This is a genomic window from Enterobacter cloacae complex sp. SHL021 (assembly GCF_049237765.1).
Lineage (GTDB): Bacteria > Pseudomonadota > Gammaproteobacteria > Enterobacterales > Enterobacteriaceae > Enterobacter > Enterobacter cloacae.
The window spans coordinates 39,870-53,084 of record NZ_JBMKJG010000005.1 but is presented as its reverse complement, the minus strand read 5'-3'; the positions used below and the strand labels follow the sequence as shown (position 1 = coordinate 53,084).

Sequence of the window (13,215 nt, the reverse complement as noted above, 5' to 3'; positions counted from 1 at the left end):
ATTAAACCTCGTCCACGGACTGGCCTTTCAGCGCGACGCGGACAGATTTGTCCATGCGGCGAGCAGCAAAGTCCTGGGTTTGTTTATCAACGTTTTTAATGGCTTCTTCTATTGCATCAGCGTCATTGCCCTGGGCGACCACGCTTAAGTGCGCAGCAGCCTCGTCAATCACCTGACGCTCAGCGGCGCTTAACAGCGCGGCATCGGCAGCGAGCGCGCCGTTCAGGCTTTCCAGCACGCGTGCGGCTTCCACTTTTTGTTCGGCCAGCATACGCGCCTTCACATCCTGCTCGGCGTAGCTCATTGAGTCCTGAATCATGGAGGCGATTTCGCCATCGGTCAGGCCGTAGGACGGCTTCACCTGAATGGACGATTCGACACCAGTCGATTTTTCCATCGCCGTGACGCTCAGCAGGCCGTCTGCATCCACCTGGAAGGTGACGCGAATATGCGCCCCGCCCGCAGGCAGCGCCGGAATGCCCCGCAGCGCAAAGCGCGCCAGCGAGCGGCAGTCCTGCACCAGTTCGCGTTCGCCCTGCATCACGTGAATGGACATGGCCGTCTGACCGTCTTTAAAGGTAGTGAACTCCTGCGCACGTGCCACCGGAATGGTGGTGTTGCGCGGAATGACTTTCTCCACCAGTCCGCCCATGGTCTCTAACCCCAGCGACAGCGGGATAACGTCCAGCAGCAGCATTTCACTGTCCGGCTTGTTGCCGACCAGAATATCCGCCTGAATCGCCGCGCCCACGGCAACCACTTTGTCCGGGTCAATGGAGGTCAGCGGCGTGCGGCCAAAAAATTCGCCTACACGCTCACGCACCAACGGTACGCGGGTGGAACCACCCACCATGACCACTTCCAGCACTTCATCCGCCTCAACGCCGGCATCTTTCAGCGCACGACGGCAGGCTAACAGCGTGCGTTTCACCAGGGGGGCGATCAGATCGTTAAACTGTTCACGGGCAATCTCACCCTGCCAGCCCGCCACGTTCACACTGACTGACTCAGCATCGCTTAGCGCAATTTTGGCCTCGATGGCCGCATCCAGCAGTTCACGCTGTACGCGCGCATCGCTGCGATCGCTGATACCCGCCTGCTCGCGAATGTAATCCGCCAGCAGATGGTCAAAGTCATCGCCGCCCAGCGCGGAGTCCCCGCCGGTCGCCAGCACTTCAAACACCCCACGGCTTAAGCGCAGGATCGAGATATCAAAGGTACCGCCGCCGAGATCGTAAACCGCAATCACCCCTTCCTGACCGGAGTCGAGGCCGTAGGCAATCGCTGCCGCTGTCGGTTCGTTCAGCAGGCGCAGCACGTGCAGGCCCGCCAGACGCGCGGCGTCTTTGGTGCCCTGACGCTGTGCGTCATCAAAGTAAGCCGGAACGGTAATCACCACACCGTCTAAATCGCCGCCGAGCGTTGCCGTGGCACGCTCCGCCAGCGCTTTAAGGATGTCAGCGGATACGCGAATCGGGTTCAGCAGCCCGGCCGCAGTCGCAATCATCGGCAGGCCGTTTTCACTGGCCTGCAGCTGATACGGCAGATGCGGGTAACGGGTCTGAATATCGGCCAGCGAGCGGCCCATCATCCGCTTAACGGAGCTGATGGTATTCGCCGGATCGCGCGCGGCGTTAGTGCGGGCATCAAAGCCCACCGCGTGGCCCTGCTGCTGGTAGTGGACCACGGAAGGCAGCAGATGGCGGCCCTGCTCGTCAGCCAGCGTCTCCGCCTGGCCGCTACGCACGGTCGCCACGAGGGAATTGGTGGTGCCAAGATCAATACCCACCGCCAGACGACGCTGGTGCGGTGCGGCACTTAAGCCAGGCTCACTAATTTGTAATAAGGCCATAATTGCTTCCGAAATTAAAAATCGAGCAGCTTTTCTTCGAGTTGTTCAGCACTGCTTCGCAGTTTATCGAGAAAACGGAGTTTGCGCACAGTGTCTGCCGCCACGTCCCAGGTCTCGTTGTTCAGTTGTGCCACCATCTGCTGATGCCGGGTATCAAACATGCCCTTCACGCGCGTGATGAACCCTTCCAGACGCGCTTCGTCTTTGGCCTGTTCAATCTCATCCAGCTCTTCGCGAAGCGTAAGCTGTTCCATCAGAAACGCCGTGTCGCGTACGGTGTGTTGTTCGCTCGCCAGATCAAAGCCGTGGAGCGAAAGCAGATATTCTGCACGCGCCAGCGGATGGCGCAGCGTCTGCCAGGCCTGGTTGATGGTCGCGGATTGCGACACCGCAGCCAGTTGTTCAGCCTGAGTACCGCTGGCGAATTTGTCCGGATGATACTGACGCTGCAGGTCCTGAAAACGGATCGTCAGCGCCTGGAGATCAATCGGGTATTGAGCGGGTAAACCGAAGAGAGTGAAGTAATCCATAACAATCTCAGGGGTAGCCTGTTAGAACAAACCCCACGCGTAGCGAATAAAGCCACGGTGGGGTTTCGGATGACGCGCGATTAAACGTGGAAGCTTTCGCCGCAACCACACTCGTCTTTGACGTTCGGGTTCGTGAATTTGAACCCTTCGTTCAGGCCTTCTTTTACAAAGTCCAGCTGAGTGCCGTTGAGGAATTGCAGGCTTTTGCCATCGACCACCACCTTCACGCCCTTGTCTTCAAACACAGTGTCATCGGACGCTGGTTCGTCAACAAACTCCAGTACGTAAGCCATACCAGAACAGCCGGAGGTACGTACGCCCAGTCGCAGGCCAAAGCCTTTACCACGGTTCGCCAGAAAAGAGCTTACTCGCGCGGCAGCGCTGTCGCTAAGGGTAATCGACATACTCAAACCTCAATTATTTTGCTTCACGTTTGCTTTTGTAATCCGCAATGGCGGCTTTGATCGCGTCTTCTGCCAGGATAGAACAGTGAATTTTCACCGGTGGCAGTTCGAGTTCTTCAGCAATATCCGTGTTCTTGATTGCCTGTGCTTCGTCCAGAGACTTGCCCTTCACCCACTCGGTGACCAGGGAGCTGGAGGCGATAGCGGAACCGCAGCCGTAGGTCTTGAAGCGCGCGTCTTCAATGATACCTTCATTGTTGACTTTAATCTGCAACTTCATCACGTCGCCACAAGCTGGCGCGCCAACCATACCGCTACCTACGCTCTCGTCGCTGTTGTCAAAAGAGCCAACGTTGCGCGGGTTCTCGTAATGATCGATTACTTTTTCGCTGTATGCCATGATTGAATTCTCCTTATGTACCGATTAGTGATGTGACCATTCAATGCTGTTCAGATCCACGCCCTGCTTGAACATTTCCCACAGTGGAGAAAGGTCACGCAGACGGCCGATGGAGTTGCGAACCAGCTTGATGGTGTAGTCAATCTCTTCTTCGGTAGTGAAACGACCTAAAGAGAAACGGATAGAGCTGTGTGCCAGCTCGTCAGTCATACCCAGCGCGCGCAGCACGTAGGATGGCTCAAGGCTTGCAGATGTACAGGCAGAACCGGAAGAGACCGCCAGGTCTTTCAGCGCCATGATCAGCGATTCGCCTTCAACATAGTTGAAGCTCACGTTGAGGATGTTGGGTGCGCCCTGCTCGAGATCGCCGTTCAGATACACTTCTTCCATATCTTTCACGCCGTCCCACAGACGGTTACGGAGCGTGCGCAGGCGCGCCATCTCGGTTTCCATCTCTTCTTTCGCAATGCGGTAAGCTTCGCCCATGCCCACGATCTGGTGAACAGGCAGCGTACCGGAACGCATGCCGCGCTCATGACCGCCACCGTGCATCTGCGCTTCAATGCGGATACGCGGTTTACGACGAACGTACAGCGCGCCGATACCTTTCGGGCCATAGATTTTGTGGCCGGAGAAGGACATCAGGTCGACTTTCAGCTGGCTCAGGTCGATAGGCAGTTTGCCCACGCTCTGAGTCGCATCAACGTGATAGATGATGCCGCGCGCACGGCACATTTCGCCGATGGTCGCGATATCCTGCACCACGCCGATTTCGTTGTTTACATGCATGATGGAAACCAGGATGGTGTCATCACGCATCGCCGCTTCGAGCTCTTTCAGGTCAATAATACCGTTGCTATGTGGCGCCAGGTAAGTGACTTCAAAGCCTTCACGCTCGAGCTGACGGCAGGTGTCCAGCACAGCTTTATGTTCGGTTTTGCTGGTGATGATGTGCTTGCCTTTTTTCTGATAAAAGTTGGCTGCACCTTTGATCGCCAGGTTGTCGGATTCGGTCGCACCGGAGGTGAACACAATCTCACGCGGGTCGGCACCCACCAGGTCAGCAATCTGATTACGGGCGATATCCACCGCCTCTTCAGCATGCCAGCCAAAACGGTGTGAACGGGAAGCTGGGTTACCAAAGTTTCCGTCCAGGGTCAGACACTGCATCATTTTCTCGGCAACACGCGGGTCCACCGGCGTGGTTGCGGAGTAGTCGAGATAAATCGGTAATTTCATTGCTCTATAAACTCCGTACATCGCTTCAATGCAAGGAATCAGGCAACCGGCTGGATGTACGACCGAGTACACGGGGCAGCTTCGCCCCGGCCTGATTCTGAAATACTTATCTTTTTATTACGCGCGTAATTTAACGTCGATAGCGTCCTGCGCGCGGGTGCTGCGTTGAGATTCCTGGCTGTGCTGACGGCCCGATACATCCAGAACTTCCTGGTTATTCACCAGTTCACCGAGGGTGATGTTGTTCAGGAAGCCGGTCAGGCGGTCGCTCAGATCGCGCCACAGAGCGTGGGTCAGGCACTTATCGCCGCCCTGGCAGCCACCTTTCCCCTGGCAACGGGTCGCGTCAACGGATTCGTCAACCGCACTAATGACTTCGCCAACCGCAATACTGCCCGCGTCTTTACCCAGCAGATAACCGCCGCCTGGGCCACGAACGCTGGAAACCAGTCCATTTTTACGCAGTCTGGAGAACAGCTGTTCCAGATAAGAGAGGGAGATCCCTTGTCGTTCAGAAATATCAGCCAACGGAACCGGGCCCGCTTCGGAGTTGAGCGCAACGTCCAGCATCGCGGTTACGGCATAACGCCCTTTAGATGTCAGTCTCATGTCTTACTTAACCTCAAACTCGCCCCTGCCCGGGGTTTTTTATAGTAAAATGGGGTATTGCATAGCAGGGCCAAGTCTGACATTCCTGACTAAATTGGTCAACTATTTACTTGACTGTTTTAGTCAGGTATTTAACCTTCCGTGCCGTATTCTTTTGCCCGGCGGCGCTGCGCTTGCACGGGCCTACGGGTTTTGTAGGCCGGGTAAGCGCAGCGCCACCCGGCGAACAGACGACACTACTCTTTATTCTTCTGCTCAATCGACGCCAGAATTCCACGCAGGATGTTCAGCTCCTGGCTTTCCGGGCGCGCACGGGTGAACAGACGACGCAGCTTATTCATCACCTGCCCCGGATGGCCTTCGCGGATAAAACCGGTAGAGAGCAGCGTCTGCTCCAGGTGACCATAGAAGCGCTCCAGATCGTCCACCAGCGGATAGGCGGTCTCTTCTTTCGGTTCTGCCACTTTCTCCTGGGTCGCCAGCCAGGCCATCCGCACTTCGTAGGCAATGACCTGTACCGCCATCGCCAGGTTCAGCGAGCTGTATTCCGGGTTCGCCGCAATCGCGACGTGGTAATGGCACTTCTGCAGTTCGTCATTGGTCAGGCCGACGCGCTCACGCCCAAACACCAGCGCCACAGGCGCCTGTTCCGCTTCTGAGACACTTTTCAGGCCGCATTCGCGCGGGTCCAGCATTGGCCACGGCAGCGTACGGGAACGCGCGCTGGTACCGACGACCAGACTGCAACCCGCCAGCGCTTCGTCCAGGGTATCAACAATTTGCGCGTTGCCAATCACGTCGCTGGCACCGGCGGCCAGTGCGATGGCCTGAGAGTCCGGTTTCACCAGCGGATTAACCAGCCACAGATTCGTTAAGCCCATGGTTTTCATAGCGCGGGCAACGGAGCCCATATTGCCGGTATGCGATGTTTCGACCAGCACGATTCGAATGTTTTGCAGCATAGTTTTGGATGTCTGAATTCAGTGTCTAAAGAATATTCGGGCATATTATCATAAACGAGAGACATATTCCGATCCCGCTGCTATACTCTGCGCCGATTTTCCTGTTCTTTAACATCCAGTGAGAGAGACCGATGCATCCGATGCTGACCATCGCCGTGCGCGCAGCGCGCAAGGCGGGTAATGTAATTGCCAAACACTACGAAACGCCAGACTCCGTAGAAACCAGCCAGAAAGGCAGCAATGATTTCGTGACTAACGTCGATAAAGCCGCAGAAGCGATTATTATCGAAACGATCCGCAAATCTTACCCACAGCACACCATCATCACCGAAGAAAGCGGTGAACATGAAGGTACCGATCAGGATGTTCAATGGGTTATCGATCCACTGGATGGCACCACCAACTTCGTTAAACGCCTGCCACACTTCTCTGTGTCTATCGCAGTACGCATTAAAGGCCGTACTGAAGTCGCCGTTGTTTATGATCCAATGCGTAACGAACTGTTCACCGCTACCCGCGGTCAGGGCGCGCAGCTGAACGGTTACCGTCTGCGCTGCAGCAATGCACGCGATCTGGACGGCACCATTCTGGCGACCGGTTTCCCGTTCAAGGCGAAACAGCACGCAACCACCTACATGAATATCCTCGGCAAACTGTTCACCGAATGCGCGGACTTCCGTCGCACCGGCTCTGCCGCGTTGGATCTGGCCTACGTGGCGACCGGCCGCGTTGACGGTTACTTCGAACTGGCGCTTAAGCCGTGGGACTTTGCTGCGGGCGAGCTGATCGCGCGTGAAGCAGGCGCACTGGTATGCGATTTCACCGGCGGCCATAACTATATGTCTACCGGCAACATCGTTGCAGGTAACCCACGCGTTGTTAAAGCCATGCTGGCAAACATGCGTGATGAACTGAGCGATGCACTGAAGCGTTAATCCCGGTAATTCCCTCTCCCTGTGGGAGAGGGTCAGGGTGAGGACATCAGACCGCACCCTACTAAAACGGTCGCAATCCCCTTCCCACCGGCACCGCACTCATCCACATCGTCACCGCCGCTACCAGCAGAATCACCCCGCCCGCCAGCGCGAGCGTCGTCCAGCCTACCTGTCGCCACAGCACCGGCGTCTTATTGCCGCTGAGTTTTACCGCCAGTTGACGGAAGCTGTGAACCAGTAATGCCAGTGACGAAATGGTCAGGGACGTTCCTGCCGCCATAGCCAGCGCAGAGAGCATGCCCCAGCCGAATACGCCAATCACTTTGCTGAACAGCAGCACCATGATCGCGCCTGAACATGGTCGCATCCCCATTGAAAGAACAATCATCACCCGCGCACGCCAGTCGTCGCCGCTCTGCAACTGCGCCTGCGTAGGCAGATGCTGATGTCCGCAGCCGCAGTGGGCATCATGGACATGATGTGGCGTAAAGGATTTGAAGGTTGGCTTTTGCAGCAGGACGCGCAGTTTTTTCAGCGCCCGCCAGCAGAGAATCACCCCCAGCACGCCCACCAGCGCATAACTTCCCTTCTCCAGCCAGAAACTGCTCAGGTGCAGCTGACGAGCGGGAAGCTGTAACAGCGAGAGGACGACCACTACCAGCCCGATAGCGACGCCGCCCTGCAGCAGCGAAGAGGCCAGCGTCAGACCGATGCTCGATTTCAGCTTCGAGGGATGCGTGGCAAGCCAGGTAGCGATCACAATCTTGCCGTGCCCCGGCCCCAGCGCATGCAGCACCCCGTAGACAAAACTGAATGCCAGCAGGGAACCACCTGCTTTTGTCGGGTTATCCGCCACCGCCTTGAGTAACCCGCTCATCTGCTGGTTAACGTCACGCTGCCAGAGAATGCTTTTCATCATCACCTGCGGCCAGGCCTGCCTTAACCACAGCGCGCCGCACACGGCCAACAATAAAAAGAGCGCCAGCGGCCAGAGATGAAGCCAGCGACGTGGTTTGCGGGCGGAAGAGGCGATCACTGACATTGTAACGTCACCTGCTGTGCAAATTGTTTACCCAGTTCCATATCTTCAGGAGGGGCATCCTCTTTATCCAGAGAGACGGCGAAGTTGAGCGTCTCTTCGCTGGGTTTTGGCGTATGAACAGCGAGTTTGCAGGATTTTTGCAGGGTAGTCGGTAGCGTCACGTCACTCTCCTTCGCATAGCTCATATCGACGTAATAGGTGGGGTCGAAGGTGGAAAAGGTATACGTCTGTCCTGCCAGCGGCTGAGGATGCGCCAGCGGGAGAACAAACGTCAGCACCGCCTGATGACCGTCGCGCGACATGCCGTACTCCGTCGGGCGATTCATAAACTTCACCTTTTGTCCGTTATGCCAGAACTCGGTGAAGTAGTGCTGTCCCAGCACGTTGGCCATGACCTCCGCCGCCAGCTTTTTCCAGATCTCATCGCCTGGCTTTGCATTTCCCGCGTCATACAGGAGATCGGCCGAGGTGATTTCATCCATCGTCCAGCGCATTTTCAGGCCGCTCAACTGGGTTCCGTCAGTCACCAGCTCGGTTTTGAGACTGATAAAACTGTGAGGATGCGCGCCGGCGGTGAAAGTGATAACCGCCAAAAATAACGCCATCGCGCTGTGTTTAACTGTTTGCATCAATTCCTCACGTCAAAAATTCTGTGATGTTCGCCAGCAATCCTGAGTGAAAGGGCTGCCGGTACGCTTTTCAGCGTCGATCCTTTAGCTATTCTTACCAGACATTCACACTGGATACCCAACAGATGATGACAACGCTTGAAATTCCATCTGTGCTTTCCAGTTCGCAGCGCCGCTGCCAGGTGCTTTTGATGCTTTACCTGCCCGATGCTGCCGTCACCGCACAGAGCATAATCGCAACCAACGGCGTGGACGACGCCATGGCACGGCAAGATATAGCCGAGACGCGCGATGAAATCCAGCGCTATCACCGGCTGGACATTGTCACGCACCATGACGGCAGCTACCGGATTGAAGGTACGGTCCTGAATCAGCGTTTATGTCTGCTGCACTGGCTGCGCAGGGCGCTCCGCCTGTGCCCACATTTTGTTTCGCAACAGTTTACCCCGGCGCTTAAAACCGCGCTTAAACAGCAGGGCATCGCGCGTCCGCTTTATGACGATACGAATCTGCGGGCGTTGATCAGCTTCTGTTCCCGAAAGCTACAGCGCCCCTTTGACTGCCGTGACGTGCAGTTTTTACAGCTCTTCTTGCAGTATTGTCTGATCCAGCATCACCTGGGCAATACGCCGCAGTTTTCCCCCGTTCAGCGCAACTGGACACAGTCGCGAGGGGAATACTTTACGGCGCAGGAAATTGTGCGTCACTGGAAACGCCGCGTGCCGCAGGGCACCCACAGCGACGAACAATTGTTCCTCGCGCTGCTGTTTATGATGCTGCGCACGCCCGATCCGGTGCTCGATAAACATCAGCAGGATCAGCGTCTGCGCCGGGCCATCGTGCGGATGATTGCCCGTTTTCGCGCCCAGACAGGAATGAACTTCAGCGATGAACAAGGGCTGACCGATCAGCTCTACGTTCATCTGGCACAGGCGCTGGACCGGTCGCTGTTTGAGATCGGCATCGACAACAGCCTGCCAGAAGAGATCCATCGCCTTTATCCCCGTCTGTTACGCACCACCAAGGAGGCGTTGTTTGAGCTGGAGGTGGAGTTTGGCCTGCGTTTTTCTGATGAAGAGATGAGTCTGGTGGCGGTGATTTTTGGTGCCTGGCTGATGCAGGAGACCGATCTGCACGAAAAACAGGTGGTGTTATTAACCGGAGAGGACAAATCCTGTGAAGAGGTGATTGAACAGCAGCTACGCGAACTAACGCTGCTGCCGCTCAATATTCGTTATCTGACGCTGCAGGCTTTTCAGAAAGAGGGGGCTCCGCGCGAAGCGGCGCTGGTTATTACTCCTTACCCCACCGCCCTGCCCCTGTTCTCGCCGCCGCTGATCCACGCCGTGGAATCGCTAAACGCACAGCAGCAAGAACATATTCGCGCTATGCTGGAATCGTAGTCAGGCGCGCGCGGCCACTTTCGGGCGAATAAACATCGCCGGTAGCGCGACCAGTGCCATTACCCAGAACACGCCGTGTCCCAGATGTTGATACAGGAAGCCCGCAAAGACCGTCATCACGGCAATGCTGCCGCCCATCGCCACCGCAGAATAGACCGCCTGCAAGCGAATCACATCCCCGCCTTCACGCGCGGCGATATAGCGCATGGCCGCCAGATGGCAGACGGTAAAGGTGCCGCAGTGCAGAATTTGCGCCACGATCAGCCAGGGCAGTTCGGTCGTCCAGCCCATAATGCCCCACCGCGCCACGCCACACACGGCGGAGAGCAGCAGCAGGTCGCGCGCGCCGAAGCGGCGAAACAGTTTCTTGCTGAGCGCAAAGATAATCACTTCGGCCACTACGCCAAGCGACCACAGGTAGCCCACGGCAGAGGCAGAGTAACCGGCGCCCTGCCAGTAAATGGCGCTGAAGCCGTAATACGCCGCATGCGCCCCCTGAAGCAGGCAGACGCAGGCCAGAAAACGCCAGCTTTGCGCCACCAGGCTTCGCCAGGCGGGCCAACCTGCGCTTTCCTGATGGCGACTTTCGCCTTGCGGCATGACTGACGGTCGCAGCAGCATGCCCAGCAACATCGAGGCGATACCGATGCTTAGCAGGGCCAGAATGGCGTGGTAATCGTAAAGGCTGACCAGTTTCCCCACCAGCGCAGAGCCAATCACAAACGCAATGGAGCCCCACAGGCGCACGCGACCGTAGTCCATGGTGATCTGCTTTTGCCAGGTGTTTGCCAGGGCGTCCGTCAGGGGAACCAGCGGGGAGAAGAACAGGTTAAAGCCGACCATCACCACCATCAGCCAGGCAAACTGATGGCTGACCCAGAAGCAGGCCACAAAGACCAGCGTTAACAAGGCAAGAATACGCACCGCTTTGATGAGTAAGGAGGGATCGCTGACGCGCGGTGCAATCAGCAGGCTGCCAAGGAAACGCGCCACCAGCCCCGCCCCCAGCAGGACACCGATGGTTTCCGGAGTAAGGCCAATTCCCTTGAGCCAGACGCTCCAGAAAGGCAGAAAAATACCGTAACTAAAGAAATAGGTGAAATAGCTGAGCGCCAGCCAGCGCGTGGAATGCAAGACCATGAATCCCTCCCGAAATGGAGGCCATAGTCTGGCGAGAATATAAAAATTAAGCAAGTAGATAGCCTGCTATAAATTAACGAAAAATTAACATTCAGTGCAGTCGTCTGGCTTATGGCAGGGAACGAAAATGTGTATTACGTTTAAATTACTCCACTTGCAGAGGTTTTCTGCCATGAACTCACTTCGCTATTTCGATTTCGGTCAGTCACGCCACCTGTTGTTGTTGATTGCCCGTATCGCGCTTGTCGTACTCTTTATTATCTTCGGCTATCCAAAACTGACGGGGTTTAACGGCACCGTACAATATATGACGTCGCTTGGCGCGCCAATGCCCATGCTGGCGGCCATTATCGCCGTGGTGATGGAAGTCCCTGCCGCCATCCTGATCGTGCTGGGCTTTTTCACCCGACCTCTCGCCGTATTGTTTGTGTTCTACACGCTGGGCACGGCAGTTATTGGTCACCATTACTGGGACATGACCGGGGATGCGGTTGTGCCGAATATGATTAATTTCTACAAGAACGTCAGTATTGCGGGCGCATTTATCCTGCTGGCCATTGTGGGACCGGGAGCAATATCCCTCGACCGACGTTAAGACATAAAAAAGGCCGCAAACGCGGCCTTTTTATTTCTGCTAAGCAGAAGAATTATGCGTATACCGGGAAGCGTGCGCAGATATCCAGAACTTTCGCTTTTACGCGCTCAATAACCGCTTCGTCATTGATGTTGTCCAGAACGTCACACATCCAGCCAGCCAGCTCTTTCACTTCCGCTTCTTTGAAACCGCGGCGAGTAACAGCCGGAGAACCGATACGGATACCGGAGGTCACGAACGGACTCTTCGGATCGTTTGGTACGCTGTTCTTGTTCACGGTGATGTTGGCGCGGCCCAGGGCGGCGTCAGCTTCTTTACCGGTCAGGTTCTTATCAACCAGATCCAGCAGGAACAGGTGGTTTTCAGTACCGCCGGACACCACTTTGTAACCACGGTTCAGGAACACTTCCACCATCGCTTTGGCGTTTTTGGCAACCTGCTGCTGGTAGACTTTGAACTCTGGCTCCATCGCTTCTTTCAGCGCGACAGCTTTTGCCGCGATCACGTGCATCAGCGGGCCGCCCTGTGCGCTTGGGAACACAGCGGAGTTCAGTTTTTTGTACAGCTCTTCATCGCCGCCTTTCGCCAGGATCAGGCCACCGCGTGGACCCGCCAGGGTTTTGTGCGTGGTGGTGGTCACAACGTGAGCATGAGGAACCGGGTTCGGGTAAACGCCCGCGGCGATAAGACCGGCAACGTGCGCCATATCCACGAACAGGTAAGCACCGATGCTGTCTGCGATTTCACGCATTTTTGCCCAGTCAACGATACCGGAGTAAGCAGAGAAACCACCGATGATCATCTTCGGCTTGTGCTCTTTAGCCTGCTTCGCCATGTCTTCGTAGTCAATTTTGCCTGACTCATCAATACCGTAAGGGATGATGTTGTACAGTTTGCCAGAGAAGTTAACCGGGGAGCCGTGAGTCAGGTGACCGCCCTGCGCCAGGTTCATACCCAGAACGGTATCGCCCGGCTGCAGCAGCGCGGTGTAGACCGCGAAGTTTGCCTGAGAGCCGGAGTGCGGCTGGACGTTAGCGTAGTCAGCGCCAAAGAGTTCTTTCGCACGGTCAATCGCCAGTTGCTCAACGATATCAACGTACTCGCAACCGCCGTAGTAGCGCTTGCCTGGGTAACCTTCAGCATATTTGTTGGTCAGCTGAGAACCCTGCGCCTGCATGACGCGCGGGCTGGTGTAGTTCTCGGAGGCGATCAGTTCGATGTGCTCTTCCTGACGTACTTTTTCCTGCTCCATAGCCTGCCACAGTTCGGCATCATAATCGGCAATGTTCATTTCACGCTTTAACATCCGCATCTCCTGACTCAGCTAACAAGTAAAATTTGGCCTGAAAAGGCAGTCCTGTTGGACGACGGGCAACAGTATAACTGAATAGTTCTGTGATAACAGGTCTTGACAAACGAATTTACGCAAACGTTTTCCTTTACGCCACACAAGGGTTTGAGGAATAAAGCCCTCG

14 protein-coding genes are annotated in these 13,215 nt (G+C 56.0%); 3 read left to right on the top strand and 11 right to left on the bottom strand.

Going from position 1 to position 13,215, the window contains the following annotated elements:
• Nucleotide 1 precedes the first annotated feature (1 nt).
• The 7 genes from hscA to trmJ form a co-directional block, all read right to left on the bottom strand.
• Nucleotides 2-1,852, bottom strand: a complete 1,851-nt coding sequence (hscA, locus tag ACOTZF_RS06285) for a Fe-S protein assembly chaperone HscA (RefSeq protein WP_038985688.1) — start codon at nt 1,850-1,852, stop codon at nt 2-4.
• Between the two features lie 14 nt (nt 1,853-1,866).
• A complete protein-coding gene (gene hscB, locus ACOTZF_RS06280) occupies nt 1,867-2,382 on the bottom strand; it encodes a co-chaperone HscB (protein ID WP_020690034.1) in 516 nt (171 codons plus the stop codon).
• Between the two features lie 80 nt (nt 2,383-2,462).
• A complete protein-coding gene (gene iscA / locus ACOTZF_RS06275) occupies nt 2,463-2,786 on the bottom strand; it encodes an iron-sulfur cluster assembly protein IscA (RefSeq protein ID WP_003860659.1) in 324 nt (107 codons plus the stop codon).
• A gap of 13 nt (nt 2,787-2,799) precedes the next feature.
• On the bottom strand, nt 2,800-3,186 hold the full coding sequence (gene iscU / locus ACOTZF_RS06270) for a Fe-S cluster assembly scaffold IscU (RefSeq protein ID WP_003860661.1): 387 nt from the start codon (nt 3,184-3,186) through the stop codon (nt 2,800-2,802).
• 24 nt (nt 3,187-3,210) lie between these two features.
• A complete protein-coding gene (gene iscS, locus ACOTZF_RS06265) occupies nt 3,211-4,425 on the bottom strand; it encodes a cysteine desulfurase (RefSeq protein ID WP_058680652.1) in 1,215 nt (404 codons plus the stop codon).
• 117 nt (nt 4,426-4,542) lie between these two features.
• On the bottom strand, nt 4,543-5,034 hold the full coding sequence (iscR, locus tag ACOTZF_RS06260; protein ID WP_013098294.1) for a Fe-S cluster assembly transcriptional regulator IscR: 492 nt from the start codon (nt 5,032-5,034) through the stop codon (nt 4,543-4,545).
• A gap of 236 nt (nt 5,035-5,270) precedes the next feature.
• Nucleotides 5,271-5,996 carry a tRNA (cytosine(32)/uridine(32)-2'-O)-methyltransferase TrmJ gene (trmJ, locus tag ACOTZF_RS06255; RefSeq protein ID WP_013098295.1) on the bottom strand — a complete coding sequence of 242 codons (726 nt, stop codon included), beginning with the start codon at nt 5,994-5,996 and terminating at the stop codon, nt 5,271-5,273.
• 131 nt (nt 5,997-6,127) lie between these two features.
• Here trmJ and suhB point away from each other — a divergent pair, with 131 nt between their 5' ends.
• The gene (gene suhB / locus ACOTZF_RS06250) at nt 6,128-6,931 is read left to right on the top strand and encodes an inositol-1-monophosphatase (RefSeq protein ID WP_013098296.1); all 804 of its coding nucleotides are present in this window, start codon (nt 6,128-6,130) and stop codon (nt 6,929-6,931) included.
• Between the two features lie 61 nt (nt 6,932-6,992).
• On the opposite strand, the gene ACOTZF_RS06245 is transcribed toward suhB, so the two are convergent.
• A complete protein-coding gene (locus ACOTZF_RS06245) occupies nt 6,993-7,973 on the bottom strand; it encodes a nickel/cobalt transporter (RefSeq protein WP_058680651.1) in 981 nt (326 codons plus the stop codon).
• Nucleotides 7,964-8,602: a DUF1007 family protein gene (locus tag ACOTZF_RS06240; protein WP_023620117.1), complete on the bottom strand. Its 639-nt coding sequence runs from the start codon at nt 8,600-8,602 to the stop codon at nt 7,964-7,966. The genes ACOTZF_RS06245 and ACOTZF_RS06240 overlap by 10 nt, the downstream gene beginning before the upstream one ends.
• A gap of 125 nt (nt 8,603-8,727) precedes the next feature.
• Between ACOTZF_RS06240 and csiE the strand changes: the two genes are divergently transcribed.
• Nucleotides 8,728-10,005: a stationary phase inducible protein CsiE gene (gene csiE / locus ACOTZF_RS06235; RefSeq protein WP_038420396.1), complete on the top strand. Its 1,278-nt coding sequence runs from the start codon at nt 8,728-8,730 to the stop codon at nt 10,003-10,005.
• Here csiE and ACOTZF_RS06230 read toward each other — a convergent pair whose 3' ends face one another.
• Complete coding sequence (locus tag ACOTZF_RS06230) at nt 10,006-11,145, bottom strand: 3-phenylpropionate MFS transporter (RefSeq protein ID WP_020690043.1); 1,140 nt, start codon at nt 11,143-11,145, stop codon at nt 10,006-10,008.
• 172 nt (nt 11,146-11,317) lie between these two features.
• On the opposite strand from ACOTZF_RS06230, the gene ACOTZF_RS06225 reads away from it, so the two are divergent.
• Nucleotides 11,318-11,740, top strand: coding sequence for a DoxX family protein (locus ACOTZF_RS06225; protein WP_013098301.1), 423 nt, complete (start codon nt 11,318-11,320; stop codon nt 11,738-11,740).
• A gap of 52 nt (nt 11,741-11,792) precedes the next feature.
• Here ACOTZF_RS06225 and glyA read toward each other — a convergent pair whose 3' ends face one another.
• Nucleotides 11,793-13,046 (bottom strand): serine hydroxymethyltransferase, encoded by a 1,254-nt coding sequence (gene glyA / locus ACOTZF_RS06220; RefSeq protein ID WP_013098302.1) that lies wholly within the window; start codon nt 13,044-13,046, stop codon nt 11,793-11,795.
• Nucleotides 13,047-13,215 lie beyond the last annotated feature (169 nt).

Coding starts and splice junctions, on each gene's coding strand:
- ACOTZF_RS06230 (WP_020690043.1), bottom strand. CDS start 11,145: ATGGTCTTGCATTCCACGCGCTGGCTGGCGCTCAGCTATTTCACCTAT.
- iscS (WP_058680652.1), bottom strand. CDS start 4,425: ATGAAATTACCGATTTATCTCGACTACTCCGCAACCACGCCGGTGGAC.
- iscU (WP_003860661.1), bottom strand. CDS start 3,186: ATGGCATACAGCGAAAAAGTAATCGATCATTACGAGAACCCGCGCAAC.
- ACOTZF_RS06240 (WP_023620117.1), bottom strand. CDS start 8,602: ATGCAAACAGTTAAACACAGCGCGATGGCGTTATTTTTGGCGGTTATC.
- glyA (WP_013098302.1), bottom strand. CDS start 13,046: ATGTTAAAGCGTGAAATGAACATTGCCGATTATGATGCCGAACTGTGG.
- csiE (WP_038420396.1), top strand. CDS start 8,728: ATGATGACAACGCTTGAAATTCCATCTGTGCTTTCCAGTTCGCAGCGC.
- iscR (WP_013098294.1), bottom strand. CDS start 5,034: ATGAGACTGACATCTAAAGGGCGTTATGCCGTAACCGCGATGCTGGAC.
- ACOTZF_RS06225 (WP_013098301.1), top strand. CDS start 11,318: ATGAACTCACTTCGCTATTTCGATTTCGGTCAGTCACGCCACCTGTTG.
- hscA (WP_038985688.1), bottom strand. CDS start 1,852: ATGGCCTTATTACAAATTAGTGAGCCTGGCTTAAGTGCCGCACCGCAC.
- trmJ (WP_013098295.1), bottom strand. CDS start 5,996: ATGCTGCAAAACATTCGAATCGTGCTGGTCGAAACATCGCATACCGGC.
- ACOTZF_RS06245 (WP_058680651.1), bottom strand. CDS start 7,973: ATGTCAGTGATCGCCTCTTCCGCCCGCAAACCACGTCGCTGGCTTCAT.
- suhB (WP_013098296.1), top strand. CDS start 6,128: ATGCATCCGATGCTGACCATCGCCGTGCGCGCAGCGCGCAAGGCGGGT.
- iscA (WP_003860659.1), bottom strand. CDS start 2,786: ATGTCGATTACCCTTAGCGACAGCGCTGCCGCGCGAGTAAGCTCTTTT.
- hscB (WP_020690034.1), bottom strand. CDS start 2,382: ATGGATTACTTCACTCTCTTCGGTTTACCCGCTCAATACCCGATTGAT.